We start from the raw sequence: 20,588 nt of genomic DNA on the forward strand, positions 1-20,588 counted from the left end.
TTTTGTGCTTGTCGGCAAGTTGACTTCATTGGGCGCTGTTTTTCGGACACTTATTCTTTGGCGCTGAAAATTCAGGGAGTTGCCTCAGTCAATTTTCGGGTAAGCGAGAGGTTAGGGCGGTTGGCTTAATCAGCAATTTGATCTTAGGTTTTTGAGTTTTATCGGCCAAATTTCAAAGTCCGATTTTTAAAACTATGAGTCATTTCTGTTTTCTATGTTTTGGCTTTTGTTTGTAAATCAAAGTCGAGTTAATCTTGGTTCTATTAAAACGTAACCCATTGAAGCTTAAGCATAACAAGGCGTTCAAGAGGGATTCATGCCGCGTGGCATTTTTGGTATGCATTGAGTTTTGGTGGTGAAGGTGGTCTGCGGAAAGTTGGTTTATGCGGCATTCACCCCTTAACGCGGCGTTATGTTCACAAGATGGATTGTAGATATGGATGAAAAAGTACAAATAGCTTTTGGTGTTTGGGCGGGTGTTTCACTCCTCGGTTATGTGTTGTTCTATGCGAATAAAAATACACAGTTTAAGAGGAAATATTATCCAGCATTCTCTGTCGTGACAGGCGCTTTATTTTTGTTCATTGTTAACTTGATGGGCTTTTTTAAACATCAATTCTGGATTGTAATTGTCCCCATTGTTGCGCTAATAACTTTTATGAACATACGTGGTGCTAAGTTTTGCGACAACTGTGGGAAATCAAACTTTACGCAATCGTTAAAAGATAAAAAAATCGAATGTCAAAAATGTGGGCATACTATTTGAGCAATGTGAACATAACAAGGCGTTCAAGTGGGATTCATACCGCGTGGCATTTTTGGTATGCGGTTGGTTCTGGTGGTGAAAGTGTCTGCGGAAAGTTGGTTTAGGCGGCATTCACCCCTTAACGCAGCGTTATGCTTAATCTCGTAAAATCAGTGATTTAGTGTTTTTCTTTGTTCCCTCGGCTTGTTAGTTTCGAGTTCGTCGGCAAGTCAGCTTCATAGGGCGCTATTTTCTGGACATCAATTCTTTGGCGCTGGAAATTCAGAGGATTGCCTCAATCAGTTTTCGCGTAAGCGTGAGGTTAGGGCAGTTGGCTCATTCAGAATTTTGAACTTAGGTTTTTGAGTTTTAGTAGCCAAATTTCAAAGTCAGATTTTCAAAAATCATGAGTCATTTCAGTTTTTTAGGTTTTGCCTTTTGTTAACTAATCCTAGCCGAGTTAATCTTGGTTTTGGTAAAAATGTGGGCGTTGAAGCTTAAGCATAACAAAGCGTTAAAGTGGGATTTGGCACGCGTGGCATTTTTAGTTTGCGTTGAGTTCGGTGGTTACGGCACTATGCGGTAGCTTTTGTATTGCGTGCCTGCACCCCTTAACGCGGCGTTATAACGAAATAGGTAATTATGGACGTAGTAAGTATCAATAAAAAATTTTTAGAAGAAAAAGAGCAGTTACTTACAGCTCGTTTGAAGTTGTTACAAGATAAAGCATTAATTCGATTTGAAGAAATAACAGGTATTCGTTCTATACATTCATTTCATGCAATGATGGGAGCGAATAATAATACTTACGTAGATAGTGTTAACACTGTTTTTTTAGATCCCAATGATTTCATTAGTATGTGGATTGACGGTTTAGGTAAAAGTGTACGAGAAAAAGCTGTTCTAGGACGACTAAAGCCCAAAGCTCCCTATAATAGGGTTAATCGTGAATATTTCTTAATGCATGCCCTCCAAGATCATCTCTTAAAAGAGTACCTAATATTATTTCTTACCCGTAATTTTTATCGAAATTTTAAAGAAAGAGTAAGGCATAAACCTGATGAATCTCTTTGGACAATTTGGTTTGGAAGTGGAAATTTAGTGTGGGGATTACTCATTTCTCCTGAAATGAGAAATGATGACTGGGTAAACGACAAATCTGAAATGAGACGATCAGATTTCAATTTCTGGACAATTAGGCATGTTATGAATACAGGGCTAATTGATCCGGATTCTGATGAACCAATGAAATTTCAATCATCAAAGGATTTTGTTCAATTTTATAGAAGTGTTTTAAAAAGAGTTTCTAATTCGCAGTATGAAAAAGCTATAGCAGATCGTTATATAGATTATTTGAAAAATTCAGACAATTCATATGAAGAGCCATTTTTAATCCCAGAGTTGAGGTACGCAGGAAAAGAAGCTAAACACAAATATAGACTTGATTACACAATACTTAATCCATATACGAATAAACTCGTGGGTTTCGAGATAAGTCCGTCATCAACGCATATGGTTGTAGATAGGATCAGAGATGTAAAAAAGATAGATATTAATGAAGACTTATCTAAAAAATGGTCTAAAGAAATGGGTAAAAGAAATGAATACTTCTCTAAGTTTGGTATATCAACGATAACTTTTACTGATGAAGAACTGAAGGATGTAGATTCATGTTTTTCAGTTATAGCTAAATATCTTTCCGAAAGAGGAGTAGAGAAGAAAAATTTAAGTAATTCAATAAGCAATATTAATGGGCTATTTGACGAACTTTCGTTATAACAAACGCTTCAAGAGGGACAGCCAACGCGTGGCATTTTTACTATGCGTTGGTTTTTATGGTTACAGTGTTATGCGGAAAGTTAGTAGTAGCGTTGGCTGCCCCTTAAGCGGGCGTTAGAGCGCAGGAGAAAAATGTGAATATGACGGACATAATTGAATACATTTCATATCTTATCGCAGGCATTCTTATCGCTCCTTTCGGCTTTATGTTGTTTAAAGAATTCATCGGTAAAGATCGCAAGACGGTCACAGATGAAGTCAAATCTACGGTAGGAGACGAATCGAGAAAGTTTTTGGGCGGTAGATATGGTGATGCGGTTGTAGGTCAGTTTGTCGAGTTTAAACTGATAATAGCGATAGGTTTGCCATTAGTTCTATTTCTAGGAATATCTTCTTTGGTAAATTCTCTTTTGAAAGTTCTGTTCAATCTGTGAGTTGCGCTCTAACAAACTGTTCAAGAGGGATTCGCAACGCGTGGCATTTTCACTATGCGTTGATTTTAGTGATTAAGGTGGTGTGCGGTGGCTTCGGTATTGCGTTGCTCACCCCTTAACAGGGCGTTAAGCGTCGTATATTAACCTTGGTGCAAATGGTGTGGTATCATATTTCGCTTAGGAATTATGTAGAGGTGCCTAAATGTTTGATGTTTTGCTTTATCCAAGTTCTATGGGAGAACTTGAAATAAAAACCATGCAAAAGGGTGGGGATACGCTGTTCCTTTTACCTGATGTTGTTCAAGTTATTTCACAAGAGACTCAGTCTCTAGATGGCAGGGCAACTTCGAATCAAGCATCCCTATTGAAAGCTAGCATTACATCATTAGAAGATGATGAGCGATTTATTGAGACTGTGATTGTTGATGGCAAGGAAGAGCGTCATTACTACGTTACTGAGCCGGGTGTATACCGAGTGGCAATGCAAGCAAAAAGCTCTGGAGCGAAAAAGTTTCAAAATTGGGTTTTAAAAGAAGTAATGCCATCAATCCGTCGATTTGGTATTTATCCGCCTCCGGAAGTAAACGATGACGACTTTCTATTGCAAGTAGCAGATCAACAAGCAAAACAGTCTCAGTTACTGAGCCAGTTTATGCGTAGCTCTATGGAAAAGTTCAAGCATTTGGACAATAAAGTGGATGAGCAATCAGACACTATTAAGCTTCAAGGTTCTGTTTTACAGTCCCTAAAAGAAAGGTTAGATACCGTAGAGCTTAATAATCACTCAAACCTTGAATATTTTGATGTTAGCGAAGTCATCAGGTCCCTAGAGATAGATGAGAGTAAATTGACTTTAGTTGTTGCTCAATGTGAAAAAGTTGCCTCAGAAAAAGGTTCAATTATCAAGTCTCGCTCAGCGGTATACGAGAAGAGCAGCGTTTTCCTATGGCTGTTATAAAGTTAGCCTTAATCGAGATGCGCTTGATTTCCGGTGATAGGGACAACGCTTAACAAAGCATTTAAGAGTGATTCCCAACGCTTGGCATTTTTCATTCCATCGTTGGGTTTCGTGTTTCTGGTGCAATGGTTTAGTGTCGTGGTAGCGTTGCTCACACCTTAATGCGGCGTTATGTTTTTACAGGGAAATGATGAGCTTACGTGATGTGATTGATTCGGATTGGAATCAAATATACGAACTTATTGAAGATAATATGCTCAATATGCAGATTGAACTTGGGTTGAAGTGGGATCGAGAATCGATCATACGTCACTATAAAAGTAAGTCTGTTATTGTTGAAGTACAGCGAGATCATATCTCTGGATTCATCGCGTACCATCAAAATGAAGATGTTCACTTTATTGACTCTTTGCAAGTGGCTCAAGGGTATCAAAACAGATTAGCGGGTTTTCGTTTGTTAAAATCGAGTCTATTAAAAACAAGCGTATCTCCTATGGTTCAAAAAGTGCGTTGTTGTGTTTTTGAAAATAATACTGCCAAGGAGCAATATTTTTCAGTTGGCTTTCGCGAGCTCAGTCGTTCTAAAGGTGTTTTGACGTTGGAAATGCCGATGAAACAGCTGATTAAGCGTTTGAGGTTGGCCAAAACATAACAAACTGCTTAAGAGGGATTCGCAATGCGTGGCATTTTTAGTATGCGGTGAGTTTTGTGCTTAAGTTGGTGTGCGGTAGCTTTTGCAGTGCATTGCTCACCCCTTAGCAGAGCGTTAGTTTGCAAGAGGAAAAACGTAGCTATATCGCAAGATCTAGCGGTAAAGCTCATGTCGTATCGGCATTTAATTTCAGTGTTAATCAGCGTGGTAAAAAACCAAAATTGGCATCGTTTCAGCGGTTGATTTGTTCTTTGGTGCTGTGACTTTTTGGGTAACTGAATCGAACTTTTTGCTGAAACTCTGCTCTGTGAGTTTGTTGGTACAAAAGCCGATTTACTCGCTGCAAGGACGTTTTCTCTGGTGTGGTAAGTTCCACGTGGTTTCAGTGGCTTTGTTGAAAGTTCGCACTGTGAGATTGGTTTTCCAAAAGCGCTTTTTGGTGTTGTAAACTCGTTTTCTGCGGCGTTGTTTGTTCCAAGTGGTTTCATTGAGTAGTCGCTTTGAGACTACGCCTGACTTAAGTGCACCAGAACACATAAAGTTTATTGTTTGCAAAGTTTAAAACAACGTAAAATTAACGCTTTGGGTCTGCAAACTAACAAACTGCTCAAGAGGGATTCGCAACGCGTGGCATTTTTGCTATGCGTTGGTTTTAGTGTTTAAGGTGGTTTGCGGCGGCTTTGGTATTGCGTTGCTCACCCCTTAGCAGGGCGTTAGTTTGCAAAGTAAGCAAAAGGCTAGTCCGGTTTCTGTGCTTTGCACCTGTTGGTTTGCCAATTTCACGAACTTTCCGGTGGCACTATATGGGAAGTGATCGCGGTGGGGTGGTCGTTTACTGGCTCTAACTTTTTTGTCATCGTTCTTTTACGCTGCTTCTTTTTCTTTGCGGCTAATTGCTCCCAACTACCCTTTGTCGCACTTCGCTAAGTCTGTTTTGTCGGTTGGGTTTGAAACTCTGGCTTCCAGTTTTGCATCTGGGTTCAAAGTCAGTAGTTTTGGCCTTAATTCAGCATGTTGCTGCAAAAGCGCTGCCTACATTAGGCACGCAAACTAACAAAACGCTTAAGACGGACTAACAAACGCGTGGCATTTTTGGTTTGGTCGAGTTGGGTGTGTAAGGTGGTCAGTTGAGTTGAGTGGTAGGTTTGTTAGCCACTTAGCGTGGCGTTATGCTTAATCAAGTAAAATCAGTGGTTTATGGTTTTTCTTTGTTCCCTCAGCTTGTCAGTTTGATGTTTGTCGGCAAGTTGGCTTTTGTGTGCGCTATTTTCTGGACATCCATTCTTGGTCGCTAAAAATTCTGAGAGTTGCCTCAATCAATTTTCGGGCAAGCGCGAGGTTAGGGTGGCTGGCTCAATCAGCAATTTGATCTTAGGTTTTTGAGTTTTAGCGGCCGAATTTCAAAGCCCAGATTTTCAAAACTATGAGTCATTTCGGTTTTCACGTTTTGGCTTTTGTTTGTAAATCAAAGTCGAGTTAATCTTGTTTCCAGAAAAACGTAACCCATTGAAGCTTAAGCATAACAAGGCGTTCAAGAGGGATTCATGCCGCGTGGCATTTTTGGTATGTGGTGAGTTTTGGTGGTGAAAGTGGCTTGCGGAAGGTTGGTTTAGGCGGCATTCACCCCTTAACGCAGCGTTATATTTATCCACGTATTTCCATAATCCATTTGATGCTTATGTATGTGTGTAGTTATAATCAGAACACGCAACTTGGGCAAGGCTCTTTTTGCTAGAAGTGCATTCGCATCTTAGATGGTCAGGCGACTGTTGATGATAGTTATGTTGAATGGTTGCACACTTTGCTGCTTTCACTGCAACTGAGAGCAAATAATCGTTGGTAAGGATTGCAAAACCTTATTCAGCGCGTGACGGCCACTCACGTAAAATATCAGGATTAACTCTTGAGTCGGCTCGAGAATTATCAGGCGAACTTTATGTTTACTGTTAAAACTCGAAATATAGTGGTTTCAATTGATGTTGCTGCAATAATTAGGGCTTCGGCTTTATTGTTGGTGCTTTTTTTGTAACCTTTGGTTGGGGCATCTTTGCCCCAAACCATAAATCTCCAACAATATAAATATAACAAAGCGTTTAAGACGGATTCCCAACGCTTGGCATTCTCAGTTTGTTTCAACTTTAGTGTTTACGGCTCAATGCCTTAAGTTTGGTGGCCGCGTTGCTCACCACTTAACGCGGCGTTATGCTTAATCACGTAAAATCAGTGGTTTATGGTTTTTCTTTGTTCCCTTGGCTTATTGGTTTTGTGCTTGTCGGCAAGTCGGTTTCATTGGGCGCTGCTTTTCGGACACTTATTCTTTGGCGCTGAAAATTCAGAGAGTTGCCTCAATCAATTTTCAGGTAAGCGCGAGGTTAGGGTAGCTGGCTCAATCAGCAATTTGATCTTAGGTTTTGAGTTTTAGCAGCCGAATTTCAAAGCCCGATTTTCAAAACTATGAGTCCTTTCGGTTTTCTACGTTTTGGCTTTTGTTTGTAAATCAAAGTCGAGTTACTCTTGGTTCTAGTAAAACGTAAGCCATTGAAGCTTAAGCATAACAAGGCGTTCAAGAGGGATTCATGCCGCGTGGCATTTTTGGTATGCGTTGGTTTTAGTGTTTAAGGTGGTATGCAGCGGCTTTGGTATTGCGTTGCTCACCCCTTAACAGGGCGTTATGTAACAAGGAGAGTTTGGCTAAATGGAAGTAATATCTGAAAGGCTACGGATGAAGCCATTATCGGGAAATGACTTGTCTTTATTTCTACAACTCCATACAAACCCAAGTGTCATTTCGCTCTGTTTCGATGAACTGCCAAAGTTAGAAATTGAGAGTAAATTTAAATCTCGATTAGCATCTTGGTTTGTAGATTCGGAGCATTGGTTATGTTTAGTTGTTGTCGAGTCCACAACGAATAAAGCAGTAGGTATAACAGGTTTTTGTGTTAACGATTCTGTTGCTGAAGTTGGGTTTATGTTTTTACCCGAATATCATGGGCTCGGGTATGGTACAGAGTCACTGCAAGCCCTCATAAATTATTCAATGTCAGAGTTCGGCATCGATAAATACAGTGCAGTTGTCACCGAGGGCAACATTGGTTCCGAAAAGGTACTTACAAAAGTGGGTTTTGTGCTCGATAGGATAGTGCCTCAAGCTTATGAAATTGGTGGTCATTTGTACGCAGACCATGTCTACAAATATGCGTAAAATTGTTACATAACAAGGCGTTCAAGAGGGATTCATGCCGCGTGGCATTTTTGGTTTGCAGTGAGTTTTAGTGGTGAAAGTGGTCTGCGGAAGGTTGGCTTAGGCGGCATTCACCCCTTAACGCAGCGTTATTGCGCAGAGGCAAAAATGAAGCATAAACAAAGAGAGCTGTTAGCATATATTGAGTTGGAAAGTGGTACTGTTTTGATTGATATCGTCAAACTGACTCGAAACGGTCGCTCTTATTATTTTCAAGGTAAAAGATGGTTACGCAATCAATATGGATTGGGTTGCGATGATTGCACATCAGAATCTGGGGATAAGCTAAATATTTCCATTTTGAGTCGAAGACATGCTCCTAAGTGGATTGAAGGCAAGGTGTTGCGTGTATCTGAAAGGGCAAAAGAACGGTATGAATTTTGGCTATCAAATGGACGCTGACAGTGGCGCCGTTAGCTCAGCGCAATAACAAACTGTTCAAGAGGGATTCACAACGCGTGGCATTTTTACTATGCGTTGGTTTTAGTGTTTACGGTGATATGCAGTAGCTCTAGTATTGCGTTGTTCACCCCTTAACAGAGCGTTATGCGCCAAAAATTGGATTCACATCCATGCTTTTGTGGAGGATACGGATAATTTCAATATTTTGACTGCCGATCTGACGATAAAATATTACGTGGCTTCCTTGTGGAAACTTTCTGTAGCCATCGCGAATTTCGTCACAGGCTTTACCAATGTCAGGATTTTCGGCTAACAGCCAAAATGAGTCATCAAACTGTTTTAGATAAATATTTCGCTGTTCGCGACCCCAACGTCGAGAGGTAAACAAGGCTATATCTCTTAAATCAGATTTCGCCTTGTTAGTTAACTGAAATGGTCTCATTTTCTCTCTTCGCTATCTAACTCATTGATAAACGAATCAAGGTCATAATCCGCAACTCCACTTTCTTCGCCCTCAACAAGCAACTGGCGTAAAGTGTTCATTTTAGTTTCTTGGGTTTCAAGTAAACGTAAAGCAGAACGAATGACTTCACTTGCAGAGCCATAGCGACCGCTTTGGATTTGATTAGCAATAAAACCGTCAAAATGGTCACCCAAAGTAATACTAGTGTTCTTAGCCATAACTTAGTCCTCAATACCAATAGATACCTAATTATGGTATTAGTTGGGCTTGGATGCAAGGCGCATAACAAAGCGTTTAAGCCGGATTCGCAACGCATGGCATTTTTGGTCTGGCTTAGCTTTAGTGTTTACGGCACAATGTTTTAGGTTAGGTGGTCTGCGTTGCTCACCACTTAACGCGGCGTTATATGATTTGATGAGAATCCATGAGAAAAACAAAAAACGTAGTCGAAAATCTGGACGTGAGTTTTAGGACAACATGTCCAATATGTAATAAAAAGCTAACAAGCCAAGGGTTTGAACAGCATAGAAAAATGCATCATAAAAACCTGAGACATGCGCAATTCGAGCAGTTAGTGATAGACGCGATTCGCTCTGGTAAGTTAACCGTAAAGATCTTTGACGCAGTAAACCCAAGTTTGAATTCTGCGACAAGAAAGCTACAAGATGTTAAGCATGCAAGTAGAAACAATTTTTACCGATTGCAGCAAGGTGGAAAGGTAAGTCCGAAATAAATCATATAACAAACAATTCAACAGTGATTCGCAACGCTTGGCGCTCTCACTTCGGGTTGAATTTAGTGTTTACGGCGCAGCCTTCAAGTTCAGTGTATGCGCTGCTCACACGTTAATTGGGCGTTATGCTTAATCACGTAAAATCAGTGGTTTATGGTTTTCTTTGTTCCCTTAGCTTTTCAGTTTGGTGTATGTCGGTAAGTTGACTTCATTGGGCGCTGTTTTTCGGACACTTATTCTTTGGCGCTGAAAATTCAGAGAGTTACCTCAATCAATTTTCAGGTAAGCGAGAGGTTAGGGTGGCTGGCTCAATCAGCAATTTGATCTTAGGTTTTTGAGTTTTAGCGGCCGAATTTCAAAGCCCAGATTTTCAAAACTATGAGTCATTTCGGTTTTCTACGTTTTGGCTTTTGTTTGTAAATCACAGTCGAGTTAATCTTGTTTTCAGAAAAACGTAATCCATTGAAGCTTAAGCATAACAAGGCGTTCAAGAGGGATTCATGCCGCGTGGCATTTTTGGTATGCGGTGAGTTTTGGTGGTGAAAGTAGTGTGCGGAAAGTTGGTTTATGCGGCATTCACCTCTTAACGCGGCGTTATATTTTTAATCAATTTTCGAGTCGAAATCATGGATGAAAGAAGTAGAGTTTACCTGGAACAATATCTGAACTCTTTACCTGATGAGGTCGCTTCCAAATACACTTCGTTCAGCTCAGACTATTTCTGTGCAGATGAACACAATGCTAATCTCTGTGCCGAGTTAATCCTTCGTGGTGAAAAGCGTGCATCATGCAGCTTAGACTATTGGTACAGTGAAAAAGGCGAGCCAATGCCAGTTGTTGGACACCTTCAAGTCGTGACAAATTGGGATGGTATACCGATTTGTATTATAGAAATGACGTCTGTAACCAAGCAAAAATACAGCGAAGTAACACCGGAGTTCGCGGCTTTAGAAGGTGAGGGTGACAAGACTTTAGCTTGGTGGCGGGAGGCGCATTGGAACTTCTTCTCAAAAGAGTGCGTAGAGTTAGAAATATCACCGTCGGAAGATATGTTGCTAGTACTAGAGCAGTTCAAAGTGGTGTACAAATAAAAACTTAGTATCAAGTTTGAAGTGCGACACTTTTTACAGATGCGCATGAATATACTCCGTTGGTGTCCTATACCCAAGTCTTTTGCGTGGGCGCGTATTTAATTTGTGTGCAATTTCATTGCAGAGCTTCTGTGTTACGTGTGACATAGAAGTTCGTTTTGGTAAGTATTGTCGTATCAAACCATTGGTGTTTTCATTAGTCCCTCGCTCCCATGAATGGTATGGATTTGCAAAGTAAAACAGACAGTTATGATGTTTTTCCAGTTGTGCATAACCATGAAATTCAGTGCCGTTATCCGCAGTTATCGTCTTAAAAGGTAAGTCAGAGCGGGTCATGATTTTGCTCATTCTTACGTTGAGCGACTCGCTTGTTCTATCGTCCATTTGCCCTATAAAAGTGTAGCCAGTCATTCTGTCGACTAAAGTTACGATACAGTGCTTGGTTCCGCGGCCAACGACGGTATCAATTTCCCAATGGCCAGGCTCATTTCGATGCTCAGCTTTTGCAGGTCTTTCGGTAATATGACGCTTTGCTGCCAGCCGACCTCGGCTGTCTTTTGAGTTATATCTTTTGCGCCTTTTCTTGGTCGATTGGCGTAGATGTTTCCATAGTGTTCCACCGAGAGTTTTGTCGTTCCAAATATGCTGATAAATGAGCTCGTGGCTCATTGTTGGATAGCCTCTTACCCTTAGGTATCCGACGATTTGGTCAGGGCTCCAATCCAGTCGTAGCAAGGCTTCAGGTAACCTGAAGTCGATTTCGCTATAGCGCTTGTTTCTGCGCGAGCGGCTTAGCCGGTTGCGAGCCATCTGTTGGGCTCTCCATGCTTGATAGGAGAACCTTCTAAAGTGTCTGTTGTATCGGGAATTACGTTCAATTTCTCGATAGATAGTAGCTTTGTGACGACCTAGTTGTTTAGCTATTTTAGCGGTACTAATTCCTTGCTTTCTGAGCGCAGAAATCATATACCTTTCGTTCTCAGTGAGGTGCGTGTATCTCATGTTTTTTACTTCTTGGCGGGAGCAAACTTCATGATTATCGCATCTCACTGTTTTTATGTTCAGAGGTGTCGCACTTCGTACTTGAATCCAAGAAATATAACAAGGCGTTCAAGTGGGATTCATGCCGCGTGGCATTTTTAGTATGCGGTGTTTTTTGGTGGGTAAAGTGGTCTGCGGAAAGTTGTTTAGGCGGCATTCACCCCTTAACGCAGCGTTAGAGCGCACCTACAATAATCACATTTTGTGACCGTGTTTAAAATGCCATACTGTTATTGTTTCATATTGTAATCAATCATTTATCATTGGGTTGAATTCATAATTGGAGATTCTTATATGGCAAGATGTACTGCACCAGTAAATGGTCACCGTACAGCAAGTGCTAGAGCTAACTGTCCAGCATGCAGTAGCCGTGGTAGCTACAGTTCATATTCATCATACCCTTCGTCCTCATATTCATCGTTTGGAGGAAGTGGTTACCGTTCAGGTGGTTCAAGCTCAAGTAGCCCAAGACCAAGTTGGTCAAGTCCAGGCTCTTCTGTAGTTTATACTCAAGCTGAAATTAGAACTCTTACTCCAGTCCGAAAAAATGTAGAGAGACGAGCTTCTAAACCTGATCTTCGCGATGTCTTCCTATGTCACGCTTGGGATGACCGTAAAGGAATCGCCAAGGAGTTACATGATTTACTCGAAGCTAAGGGTGTTTCAGTTTGGTTTAGTGAAAAAGACGTTTTGCTCGGCTCAAACTTAATGCGTGAAATCGATAAGGGTTTAGCTAAATCAAGAATTGGAATTGTTATGGTAACGCCATCATTTTTGAAGCGCATAGCTGGCGAGGGGGTTGCTGACAAAGAGCTTTCGGCTTTACTCTCTACTGATTTGCTAGTACCAATTGTCCACGACACTACGTATGACGATCTTCGGGATGTAAGCCCGTTACTAGGTTCGCGAAGTGGCTTAGATACAGCAGAAGATCCATTAGATAATGTTGCTAGCAAACTTGCGGAGCTAGTGGCGCTCTAACAATCTGTTTAAGAGTGATTCGCAACGCGTGGCATTTTTACTATGCGTTGCGTTTTGTGTTTAAGGTGGCATGCGGGAGCTTCGGTATTGCGTTGCTCACACCTTAACAGGGCGTTATGTTTAATCACGTAAAATCAGTTGGTTGCACTCTTTTTTGCTCACGCAGCTTTCAAGTTTTTCCCTTGTCGGCAAGTTAACATCGTTGATCGCTGTTTTCTGGACTCCAATTCGTGGGCGCTAAAAATTCAGAGAGTTGCCTCATTGAAATGTAGTGTTTGGGTGAGGCGAGTGCAGCTTGCTCAGTTTTAAAGTTAGAGCCTCAGGTTTTCGTTTTCTAACATTGCAACTCAAAGTAAATCCAATTAATTTTATTAGTTAATTCAGTTTTTTAGGCTGTGGCTTTGGTGTGTAAAGGTAAGTCGAGTTAAGCTCTTGGTATCGTAAAACTTAACCCTTTGAGTCTTAAACATAACAAGGCGTTCAAGTGGGATTCATGCCGCGTGGCATTTTTGGTATGCGGTTGGTTTTTGTGGTGAAAGTGGTGTGCGGAAAGCTGGTTTAGGCGGCATTCACCCCTTAACGCAGCGTTATGCCTTAACGTGAAAACGGGAGAATATATGAAAGGGAAGATTCTTCGCTGGGTTGATGAACGTGGGTTTGGGTTCATTAAATCTGATGAGCTTGATGGCGACGTATTTGTTCATATATCCAAGTTTCCCCAAGGCTATCGTCGCCCACAAGTAGGTGATCATGTAGAGTTTCATCTGGCAAATAATCAGCCTAAATTAAGTGCAGCAAGTGCTCGTTTAATTGGCGTGGAACCTCAAAAAACAAACTCTCTTTCAGTTGTAATATCAGCAGCTGTCCTAGGTTTATTAGGTGCTGGATTATACGTGTTTCTTATCGAACCTAAACTGAACCCAGCGTATGAAAATATGGGTTTTAGTTGTGAAGGTAAAACGTACTGTAGCGAAATGGTGTCTTGTGACGAAGCTAAGTTTTATTTGTCAAACTGCCCGAACGTAAAAATAGACGGCGACCGTGATGGCATCCCTTGTGAGAGCCAGTTATGTGGCGGCTGGTAGTATCGGCATAACAAACAATTTAAGAGTGATTCGGCACGCGTGGCATTTTTGATATGCGTTGGTTTTAGTGGTTAAGGCGGTATGCGGCGGCATTGGTATTGCGTGCCTCACACCTTAATTGGGCGTTATATTGTTTTTCAAGTTCAGGGATTAAAATGAGTGAGTTATTTAACACTCTGATGGTTTGTGCGGTGTTGGTTTCATTGTTTCCGCTTATAAAATCCAGCAAGAGTTTTTATGATGAATGGAGTGAAATGGAGAATGAGCATTGGCGTTCTAGAGGGGCCCCACCGTTCGCAGTGTTCCATTTTGGTATGTTCTTATTTGTTCCAATGCTTTTCGGCAAAGATCTGGAACAATTGAATAATAAGAGTTTGATAAAACGTAGGAATGATCTCAGGTACAGCTTTGCTATTTTTTCGCTACTGTTGCTCGCATCCCAGTTAAATCAATAAATTGGTTTTGGCAGCATCAATATAACAAGGCGTTTAAGAGGGATTCATGCCGCGTGGCATTTTTGGTATGCGGTTAGTTTTGGTGGTGAAGTGGTCTGCGGAAAGCTGGTTTAAGCGGCATTCACCCCTTAACGCAGCGTTATATGCAATGGATTGGAATGTTTATGAAAGGATTAAATGGCATCTTAAACGGTTTCACCTGGGGAATCGGTTTCTCAGTTGCAATCATTCTGAGTGGGTTGGTTTATACAAAGTTTGTTGAACCGTCGCTCGGAAATATTCTTGAAGACAAAGAAATCGATGACAAAGCAATTGAGTATTTAGCGGATTTCAAAACTGCCTATGGTTTAACATTGAAAAATGTCTTCAAAGATGGGGACGACGTGCGTTTAGCTGTCGTACAGGAAAACCTTACGGAAGACGCATTATATTCTCGTGAAGTTTTAGCATCTGCGTTTGATGTGAATGGTAATTTTATTGGTAATTGTATCGGCGAAAATGAACTTTTCATTATGCAGCCAAAGGAAACCTCTTATCTTGAGATCAAATGTGCATTTGTACCATCGCAAGTCGAGCAAATCGATTCGTTTAAGTTAAGAATTAAGCCGATTTAGCAAGCGCCAGAAAATTGCATATAACAAGGCGTTCAAGAGGGATTCATGCCGCGTGGCATTTTTGGCTTGCGGTGGTTTTTGGTGGTGAAAGTGGTATGCGGAAAGTTGGTTTAGGCGGCATTCACCCCTTAACGCAGCGTTATACGTTTAAGGAGAAATCGTGGTCGTCATATATGGAATAAAAGATCATTTGAATCCAATTAAAGCTGAGTTGTCCGATGTGATTCAGAACTCAATGACTCAAGCTCTAGGCTTGCCCGAGGATAAACGAGCTCACAGGTTTATTCCGCTTGATAAAAGTGATTTCTACTATCCTAGTGGTCGCACTGATGCCTACACGGTGATCGAAGTAAACATGATGGAAGGTCGCAAAGTAGAAACGAAAAAGGCATTGATCAAAGCGCTTTTTAGTAACATTGAATCTCGATTAGGCATTTCACCCGTTGATATTGAAATCACAATTAAAGAGCAGCCTTCCCATTGTTGGGGTTTCAGAGGCATTACAGGTGACGAAGTCGCCGACTTAACCTACAAAATCCACGTATAACAAGGCGTTAAAGTGGGATTCATGCCGCGTGGCATTTTTGGTATGCGGTGAGTATTGGCGGTGAAAGTGGTCTGCGGAAAGTTGGTTTAGGCGGCATTCACCCCTTAACGCAGCGTTATGTTTCAATGGAGTTCTAGTGAAGTTAACAGAGTTTGAAAATAAAATAATAGAACTGGTTGGGTGTACTAAGGGTAACGCTGGCTTTGCAGCTAAATCTAGTATACGCCATATAGAGCGCTCGCTCGCTTTATCTGATTCTATGCCAGAAGTGTCCGCCTTTTTAGCAATAACTGCAGAAGAGGAAGCCGCGACAGCGCTGTTTCTAGCACTGAAGAATAAAAAATATAATCGTGCTAAAGAGCTGAATAAAAAGCGTCATCAACATAAGGGTGGTGTGTATCCATTCTTATCCTTACTTAAAGAGACAATTCTGGCTCTGAAAGAAGGGCCAACCTATGAGCTGATAATTGAAGAGGGCCCTAAAGCATCACTGCTTAAACTGCGACATATCATTTTCATCGATGGTGAGTATAGATATTTTTATCCCGATCCCCCTCTGAATCTTTTTTCTTTAGATTCGATGGGGAAAGCTCAAGATTATTTTGAAGGTGTGAAATCAATAGCGGTAGAAAGAGGAATTTTATCAATTAGGGATCATATTGAGAAAGTTGCTAATATCCGCAATACGATACTTTATGCATCAGATAGCTCTCTACCAAATGTCTCAAATGTTGAGGAAATGTTGAGCAGGCATATCGGAGCTGCATTGATTATTCAAATGATTTACCTACTAGTGGTTCAAAATAAAAAACAGAACCTAGTTGAACAATGTCTTGATGTATTTTTAAGTGTTCAATGTGGATTTACGGCTAATGAAACATAACAAGCAATTTAAGAGGGATTCACAACGCTTGGCACTTTTGCTTCTACTTCAGTTTTAGTGTTTATGGCACAATGCTTTAGGTTTGGGTGGAGGCGTTGTTCACCCCTTAATTGGGCGTTAGCTTAAAACATTGAAAATCAATTGTTTGTGGCTTTTTCTTTCTTCCATCGGCAATTAGCTCAGGTTTTTCGGCAAATCAGCATTGTTTGTCAATGCGAGTTTTGAGCAGTTGCCTCAATTGAGTTTTGGGATTGCGCGAGGTTCGCAAATTTGGCGCAAAGTCGCTTTGGCAGTTTTGCATTCTCTTTGAGTTTTCAGAAAGTGATTTATCAAAATTTTCGGGTTTTCAAATAGCATGAAAGGCCACAAAGTTTGAACCAATTCGGGTTTCAAAACTCAGGTGGTTTGTTGGTTTTCCAAATCGGTTTAATCTCAGCTTTTGGCAAATCTAAGGTGCTGAAATTTAAGCTAACAAACTGCTTAAGCGGGATTCGCAATGCGTGGCATTTTTAGCATGCGGTGAGTTTCGTGATTAAGTTTGTATGCGGTAGCTTTTGCAGTGCATTGCTCACCCCTTAGCAGGGCGTTATGCAATGCAAAAAGTCACATGCCTGGTTGACGTTTGTCGTTTCGATTAATTATCTTTGCTGAGACTCTTTGATTCAATTGTTACCATGTCGTCGTTTTTAGCGATAGAGCTTGTAATGAGCCGAAATGGTAAAGCATGGCATTTAAAATTGTACTTACAAAAGCAGCGAATGGTTATTCAATCGAAAAAGACCTGAAAATTGGGTTTTCAATTAAGCACCTTTTTTTCGGAGGTACAGTTTCGTTGTTTCGAATGGATATATATGGGGCGCTGAGTTATTTGATTTACGGAATTATCATCACTTGGCTAGGTGTCGGCATTTTTGGTTTGTCAGATCATTTATTGGACATGAGGGTTGGTGCTGCAATAGGGGCTTCATCTGTAGAAGTTATAATGGACTTCGTAAATGCACCTCTAATGGCTTTATTATTAGCAAACATTGAATATCAGGACTTATCTGTAGGTGACAGTTATTTACATTTGTCAATCTATGGCGCTGTAGTGCTGATAAGTTGGGTTTACTTAGCTAATAAGGTTAACTTATGGAGATTCAAGTCCTATCTACGGAAAGGTTGGAAGTTTGATTTGGAAGGCTGTGAAGATTTGTTTGTAAAGAAGCAAGTTGCAACAATACTAATCAAAAATAATATTCATTTAGATAACTAAAGTTCGATCAATATGTCAATTGAGTAACAGCATAGCATAACAAAGCGTTTAAGACAGATTCCCAACGCATGGCATTTTTCATTCCATCGTTGGGTTTTGTGTTTAAGGTGGTATGGTTAAGTTTCGTGGTGGCGTTGCTCACTACTTAACGCGGCGTTATGCTTAATCAAATAAAATCAGTGGTTTATGGTTTTCTTTGTTCCCTCAGCTTTTCAGTTTTGTGTTTGTCGGCAAGTCGGCTTTTTTGAGCGCTTTTTTTCGGACTCTTATTCTTTGGCGCTAGAAATTCAGAGAATTGCCTCAATCAATTCTTGAGCAACTACGCGGTTAGGGCGGTTGGCTCAATCAGAAATCCATTTTTGGTTTTTAAACTCCAAGCCAGTTTTGCCAAAATCCGAAGTCTGATTATCAAAACTATGATTCATTTCGGCTTTCTAATCTTTGTCTTTTGTTTGCGAATCAAAGTCGAGTTAATCTTGGTCCTGGTCAAACGTAAGTCATTGAAGCTTAAGCATAACAAAGCGTTTAAGTGGGATTCATGCCGCGTGGCATTTTTGGTATGCAGTGAGTTTTGGTGGTGAAAGTGGTCTGCGGGAAGTTGGTTTATGCGGCATTCACCCCTTAACGCGGCGTTAGTTTGCTAAAGGCTAGCGATTAACTAGCCTAAGCTTGCTCTCACATCAGCAATGGTGATGAAGAGTTTATTTTCAGCGTCTTCAAATGCTTGAAAACCATAGCGTTCATAGAAGTGTTTCGCACCGTCTTTGGCATCAACGATGACAACTGGAAATGCAACGCTATCACTTGCAGCTAATAGCTTTCTGAGTGCGTCAATAAGCAGCCACTCACCAAAGCCTTTCCCTTTGTATCGGTCATCGACAGCAAGGCGGGCAATCAGACCACCAGAGGTGGATGATTGGTGTTTTTTTTGTAACTTATCGGGCAATGCCTTTAAGTCAATTGGTGTCATTGTTAGCGTGTAAAAGCCGATGACATGTGAGTTGTCGTTATCATCTTCCAAAACAAACGTTCTGGTGTTGTCTTTTTTTGCTTGCTGACTCGCCATTACTTTTAAGTAATTATTGAGAGCTTCGATACCACAGTTGAATCGGTTTCTATCGTGTTTAGCTTTATCTAGAAGTACCGTATTCATCATTGAATTTTGCTCTCGTATCGATCAGCAGCAGCTTTTAGTTTTGAGCTCTGTGTTGCAGGGCGGTCTAAAGCTTCCATGAGCAACATCGCATCTGCTTGGCTCAGTTTTAAAGCCTGTTCACGTTCGATGACTTGTTTAGCTTTTTCGATTGCAGCGCTTAGAACAAACGAGTTGATGCTAGACATGCCGGCGATCGCGGCAGCCTTAGTAAGTAAGTCTTGTGTATCGACATCAACTCTAGCGGTGATGCGAGGCAAAGTAGTAGCCATAATGTTATCTCCTGTTGTGTCAAAATGTCACACATGTATTATGGTCTTAAAGTGTGCAATAAGCAATCTCTGTGTCACTTTGGCACGCAAACTAACAAAGCGTTCAAGACGGATTCCCAACGCTTGGCATTTTTGGTTTGCTTCAGTTTTAGTGTTTACGGCACAATACTTTAGGTACAGTGGTCTGCGTTGCTCACCACTTAACGCGGCGTTATGCGACAGGGAAAAGTTTTTAGGTTTCTTCACTTTCGTTGTCTCTGGCTATTCGTTTTTCGCTCTCGGCAAATCAGCATCGTCGGCTCAAATTCTTGAATCACTGAAACCGTAAAGCATGCCAAAATTCGGGAAGTTGCCTCATTAAAAATCGCATTTGGCTGTGGAAAACTATCAGGCGCAAAGTGTGGAAAGGGCAAGTTTATGGAAAGTCGGTATTCGCTGAAATTTCGGCTCGTTGAATTTCTCATGAGTAAAAGCCACACCTTCGCTTTAAGGTCGCGTTCCGTGCTTGTGGCGGCCTTTTTAGAAAATGTTGAGTCCCTTGGTTCTTGAATCACAAAAAGTTATCTGCGCGTTTGTAGTTTTTCGTGTTTAAGGTAATGTTTTCGTCGGCCAATTTGGCGTTTGCGTACAAATCGCTTAGTATCAAGTTTGAAGTGCGACACTTTTTACAGATGCGCATGAATATACTCCGTTGGTGTCCTATACCCAAGTCTTTTGCGTGGGCGCGTATTTAATTTGTGTGCAATTTCATTGCAGAGCTTCTGTGTTACGTGTGACATAGAAGTTCGTTTTGGTAAGTATTGTCGTATCAAACCATTGGTGTTTTCATTAGTCCCTCGCTCCCATGAATGGTATGGATTTGCAAAGTAAAACAGACAGTTATGATGTTTTTCCAGTTGTGCATAACCATGAAATTCAGTGCCGTTATCCGCAGTTATCGTCTTAAAAGGTAAGTCAGAGCGGGTCATGATTTTGCTCATTCTTACGTTGAGCGACTCGCTTGTTCTATCGTCCATTTGCCCTATAAAAGTGTAGCCAGTCATTCTGTCGACTAAAGTTACGATACAGTGCTTTGGTCCGCGGGCCAACGACGGTATCAATTTCCCAATGGCCAGGCTCATTTCGATGCTCAGCTTTTGCAGGTCTTTCGGTAATATGACGCTTTGCTGCCAGCCGACCTCGGCTGTCTTTTGAGTTATATCTTTTGCGCCTTTTCTTGGTCGATTGGCGTAGATGTTTCCATAGTGTTCCACCGAGAGTTTTGTCGTTCCAAATATGCTGATAAATGAGCTCGTGGCTCATTGTTGGATAGCCTCTTACCCTTAGGTATCCGACGATTTGGTCAGGGCTCCAATCCAGTCGTAGCAAGGCTTCAGGTAACCTGAAGTCGATTTCGCTATAGCGCTTGTTTCTGCGCGAGCGGCTTAGCCGGTTGCGAGCCATCTGTTGGGCTCTCCATGCTTGATAGGAGAACCTTCTAAAGTGTCTGTTGTATCGGGAATTACGTTCAATTTCTCGATAGATAGTAGCTTTGTGACGACCTAGTTGTTTAGCTATTTTAGCGGTACTAATTCCTTGCTTTCTGAGCGCAGAAATCATATACCTTTCGTTCTCAGTGAGGTGCGTGTATCTCATGTTTTTTACTTCTTGGCGGGAGCAAACTTCATGATTATCGCATCTCACTGTTTTTATGTTCAGAGGTGTCGCACTTCGTACTTGAATCCAAGTAAGCTAACAAAGCGTTTAAGAGGGATTCATGCCGCGTGGCATTTTTGGTATGCGGTTGGTTTTGGTGGTGAAAGTG

The 20,588-nt window shown here is 41.2% G+C and carries 21 protein-coding genes and 1 pseudogene; 16 read left to right on the forward strand and 6 right to left on the reverse strand.

Features of this window, described 5'->3' with window-relative positions; all coding sequences use genetic code 11:
• Positions 1-436 precede the first annotated feature (436 nt).
• From VV1_RS12005 to VV1_RS24700, 9 genes are all read left to right on the forward strand, one after another.
• Positions 437-766, forward strand: coding sequence for a hypothetical protein (locus tag VV1_RS12005; protein ID WP_026050567.1), 330 nt, complete (start codon positions 437-439; stop codon positions 764-766).
• A 621-nt stretch (positions 767-1,387) separates the two neighbouring features.
• Positions 1,388-2,524, forward strand: a complete 1,137-nt coding sequence (locus VV1_RS12010; RefSeq protein ID WP_011080378.1) for a hypothetical protein — start codon at positions 1,388-1,390, stop codon at positions 2,522-2,524.
• 140 nt (positions 2,525-2,664) lie between these two features.
• Positions 2,665-2,958 carry a hypothetical protein gene (locus VV1_RS12015; protein ID WP_011080379.1) on the forward strand — a complete coding sequence of 98 codons (294 nt, stop codon included), beginning with the start codon at positions 2,665-2,667 and terminating at the stop codon, positions 2,956-2,958.
• Between the two features lie 202 nt (positions 2,959-3,160).
• Positions 3,161-3,916 carry a BRO-N domain-containing protein gene (locus VV1_RS12020; RefSeq protein ID WP_011080380.1) on the forward strand — a complete coding sequence of 252 codons (756 nt, stop codon included), beginning with the start codon at positions 3,161-3,163 and terminating at the stop codon, positions 3,914-3,916.
• 187 nt (positions 3,917-4,103) lie between these two features.
• Entirely contained in the window at positions 4,104-4,568 is a 465-nt protein-coding gene (locus VV1_RS12025) for a GNAT family N-acetyltransferase (protein WP_011080381.1), read from the forward strand.
• A gap of 1,169 nt (positions 4,569-5,737) precedes the next feature.
• Entirely contained in the window at positions 5,738-5,863 is a 126-nt protein-coding gene (locus tag VV1_RS25350) for a hypothetical protein (protein ID WP_257975106.1), read from the forward strand.
• Between the two features lie 935 nt (positions 5,864-6,798).
• Positions 6,799-6,990: a hypothetical protein gene (locus tag VV1_RS25260; protein ID WP_080553463.1), complete on the forward strand. Its 192-nt coding sequence runs from the start codon at positions 6,799-6,801 to the stop codon at positions 6,988-6,990.
• Between the two features lie 273 nt (positions 6,991-7,263).
• On the forward strand, positions 7,264-7,770 hold the full coding sequence (locus VV1_RS12035) for a GNAT family N-acetyltransferase (protein ID WP_043921025.1): 507 nt from the start codon (positions 7,264-7,266) through the stop codon (positions 7,768-7,770).
• 147 nt (positions 7,771-7,917) lie between these two features.
• Positions 7,918-8,211 carry a hypothetical protein gene (locus tag VV1_RS24700; RefSeq protein WP_043921026.1) on the forward strand — a complete coding sequence of 98 codons (294 nt, stop codon included), beginning with the start codon at positions 7,918-7,920 and terminating at the stop codon, positions 8,209-8,211.
• Between the two features lie 142 nt (positions 8,212-8,353).
• On the opposite strand, the gene VV1_RS12045 is transcribed toward VV1_RS24700, so the two are convergent.
• Positions 8,354-8,653: a type II toxin-antitoxin system RelE/ParE family toxin gene (locus tag VV1_RS12045; protein WP_001247271.1), complete on the reverse strand. Its 300-nt coding sequence runs from the start codon at positions 8,651-8,653 to the stop codon at positions 8,354-8,356.
• On the reverse strand, positions 8,650-8,892 hold the full coding sequence (locus tag VV1_RS12050; protein ID WP_011080384.1) for a type II toxin-antitoxin system ParD family antitoxin: 243 nt from the start codon (positions 8,890-8,892) through the stop codon (positions 8,650-8,652). The genes VV1_RS12045 and VV1_RS12050 overlap by 4 nt, the downstream gene beginning before the upstream one ends.
• 1,141 nt (positions 8,893-10,033) lie before the next feature.
• On the opposite strand from VV1_RS12050, the gene VV1_RS12060 reads away from it, so the two are divergent.
• The gene (locus VV1_RS12060; protein WP_011080386.1) at positions 10,034-10,498 is read left to right on the forward strand and encodes an ASCH domain-containing protein; all 465 of its coding nucleotides are present in this window, start codon (positions 10,034-10,036) and stop codon (positions 10,496-10,498) included.
• A 33-nt stretch (positions 10,499-10,531) separates the two neighbouring features.
• Here the strand turns inward: VV1_RS12060 and VV1_RS12065 are convergent, their stop codons facing one another.
• Positions 10,532-11,500 carry an IS30-like element ISVa6 family transposase gene (locus VV1_RS12065; protein ID WP_011080312.1) on the reverse strand — a complete coding sequence of 323 codons (969 nt, stop codon included), beginning with the start codon at positions 11,498-11,500 and terminating at the stop codon, positions 10,532-10,534.
• Between the two features lie 333 nt (positions 11,501-11,833).
• On the opposite strand from VV1_RS12065, the gene VV1_RS12070 reads away from it, so the two are divergent.
• The 6 genes from VV1_RS12070 (at position 11,834) to VV1_RS12100 (ending at position 17,359) form a co-directional block, all read left to right on the forward strand.
• The gene (locus VV1_RS12070) at positions 11,834-12,520 is read left to right on the forward strand and encodes a toll/interleukin-1 receptor domain-containing protein (RefSeq protein ID WP_011080387.1); all 687 of its coding nucleotides are present in this window, start codon (positions 11,834-11,836) and stop codon (positions 12,518-12,520) included.
• Positions 12,521-13,137: 617 nt separating this feature from the next.
• Positions 13,138-13,605: a cold shock domain-containing protein gene (locus VV1_RS12075; protein WP_043921028.1), complete on the forward strand. Its 468-nt coding sequence runs from the start codon at positions 13,138-13,140 to the stop codon at positions 13,603-13,605.
• Positions 13,606-14,224: 619 nt separating this feature from the next.
• Positions 14,225-14,674, forward strand: coding sequence for a hypothetical protein (locus VV1_RS12085; protein ID WP_043921029.1), 450 nt, complete (start codon positions 14,225-14,227; stop codon positions 14,672-14,674).
• A 160-nt stretch (positions 14,675-14,834) separates the two neighbouring features.
• A complete protein-coding gene (locus tag VV1_RS12090) occupies positions 14,835-15,221 on the forward strand; it encodes a tautomerase family protein (protein WP_000260420.1) in 387 nt (128 codons plus the stop codon).
• A 136-nt stretch (positions 15,222-15,357) separates the two neighbouring features.
• On the forward strand, positions 15,358-16,104 hold the full coding sequence (locus VV1_RS12095) for a hypothetical protein (protein WP_043921030.1): 747 nt from the start codon (positions 15,358-15,360) through the stop codon (positions 16,102-16,104).
• Between the two features lie 724 nt (positions 16,105-16,828).
• Positions 16,829-17,359 carry a hypothetical protein gene (locus VV1_RS12100; RefSeq protein WP_043921031.1) on the forward strand — a complete coding sequence of 177 codons (531 nt, stop codon included), beginning with the start codon at positions 16,829-16,831 and terminating at the stop codon, positions 17,357-17,359.
• A 658-nt stretch (positions 17,360-18,017) separates the two neighbouring features.
• On the opposite strand, the gene VV1_RS12110 is transcribed toward VV1_RS12100, so the two are convergent.
• The 3 genes and pseudogenes from VV1_RS12110 to VV1_RS12120 form a co-directional block, all read right to left on the reverse strand.
• Positions 18,018-18,515, reverse strand: a complete 498-nt coding sequence (locus VV1_RS12110; protein WP_011080392.1) for a GNAT family N-acetyltransferase — start codon at positions 18,513-18,515, stop codon at positions 18,018-18,020.
• Positions 18,512-18,784: a type II toxin-antitoxin system TacA family antitoxin gene (locus tag VV1_RS12115; protein WP_011080393.1), complete on the reverse strand. Its 273-nt coding sequence runs from the start codon at positions 18,782-18,784 to the stop codon at positions 18,512-18,514. The genes VV1_RS12110 and VV1_RS12115 overlap by 4 nt, the downstream gene beginning before the upstream one ends.
• Positions 18,785-19,449: 665 nt before the next feature.
• Positions 19,450-20,419, reverse strand: a pseudogene (locus tag VV1_RS12120) (IS30-like element ISVa6 family transposase).
• Between the last annotated feature and the right edge of the window lie 169 nt (positions 20,420-20,588).

It is taken from the genome of Vibrio vulnificus CMCP6, from assembly GCF_000039765.1.
Classification (GTDB): domain Bacteria; phylum Pseudomonadota; class Gammaproteobacteria; order Enterobacterales; family Vibrionaceae; genus Vibrio; species Vibrio vulnificus_B.

Bases quoted from the DNA above. Each gene is read 5' to 3' on its own strand.
- VV1_RS12100 (WP_043921031.1), top strand. From the start codon at position 16,829: ATGGCATTTAAAATTGTACTTACAAAAGCAGCGAATGGTTATTCAATC.
- VV1_RS25260 (WP_080553463.1), top strand. From the start codon at position 6,799: ATGGTTTTTCTTTGTTCCCTTGGCTTATTGGTTTTGTGCTTGTCGGCA.
- VV1_RS12050 (WP_011080384.1), bottom strand. From the start codon at position 8,892: ATGGCTAAGAACACTAGTATTACTTTGGGTGACCATTTTGACGGTTTT.
- VV1_RS12060 (WP_011080386.1), top strand. From the start codon at position 10,034: ATGGATGAAAGAAGTAGAGTTTACCTGGAACAATATCTGAACTCTTTA.
- VV1_RS12065 (WP_011080312.1), bottom strand. From the start codon at position 11,500: ATGAGATACACGCACCTCACTGAGAACGAAAGGTATATGATTTCTGCG.
- VV1_RS12025 (WP_011080381.1), top strand. From the start codon at position 4,104: ATGATGAGCTTACGTGATGTGATTGATTCGGATTGGAATCAAATATAC.
- VV1_RS12070 (WP_011080387.1), top strand. From the start codon at position 11,834: ATGGCAAGATGTACTGCACCAGTAAATGGTCACCGTACAGCAAGTGCT.
- VV1_RS25350 (WP_257975106.1), top strand. From the start codon at position 5,738: ATGCTTAATCAAGTAAAATCAGTGGTTTATGGTTTTTCTTTGTTCCCT.
- VV1_RS24700 (WP_043921026.1), top strand. From the start codon at position 7,918: ATGAAGCATAAACAAAGAGAGCTGTTAGCATATATTGAGTTGGAAAGT.
- VV1_RS12015 (WP_011080379.1), top strand. From the start codon at position 2,665: ATGACGGACATAATTGAATACATTTCATATCTTATCGCAGGCATTCTT.
- VV1_RS12010 (WP_011080378.1), top strand. From the start codon at position 1,388: ATGGACGTAGTAAGTATCAATAAAAAATTTTTAGAAGAAAAAGAGCAG.
- VV1_RS12020 (WP_011080380.1), top strand. From the start codon at position 3,161: ATGTTTGATGTTTTGCTTTATCCAAGTTCTATGGGAGAACTTGAAATA.
- VV1_RS12075 (WP_043921028.1), top strand. From the start codon at position 13,138: ATGAAAGGGAAGATTCTTCGCTGGGTTGATGAACGTGGGTTTGGGTTC.
- VV1_RS12035 (WP_043921025.1), top strand. From the start codon at position 7,264: ATGGAAGTAATATCTGAAAGGCTACGGATGAAGCCATTATCGGGAAAT.
- VV1_RS12110 (WP_011080392.1), bottom strand. From the start codon at position 18,515: ATGATGAATACGGTACTTCTAGATAAAGCTAAACACGATAGAAACCGA.
- VV1_RS12005 (WP_026050567.1), top strand. From the start codon at position 437: ATGGATGAAAAAGTACAAATAGCTTTTGGTGTTTGGGCGGGTGTTTCA.
- VV1_RS12045 (WP_001247271.1), bottom strand. From the start codon at position 8,653: ATGAGACCATTTCAGTTAACTAACAAGGCGAAATCTGATTTAAGAGAT.
- VV1_RS12085 (WP_043921029.1), top strand. From the start codon at position 14,225: ATGAAAGGATTAAATGGCATCTTAAACGGTTTCACCTGGGGAATCGGT.
- VV1_RS12115 (WP_011080393.1), bottom strand. From the start codon at position 18,784: ATGGCTACTACTTTGCCTCGCATCACCGCTAGAGTTGATGTCGATACA.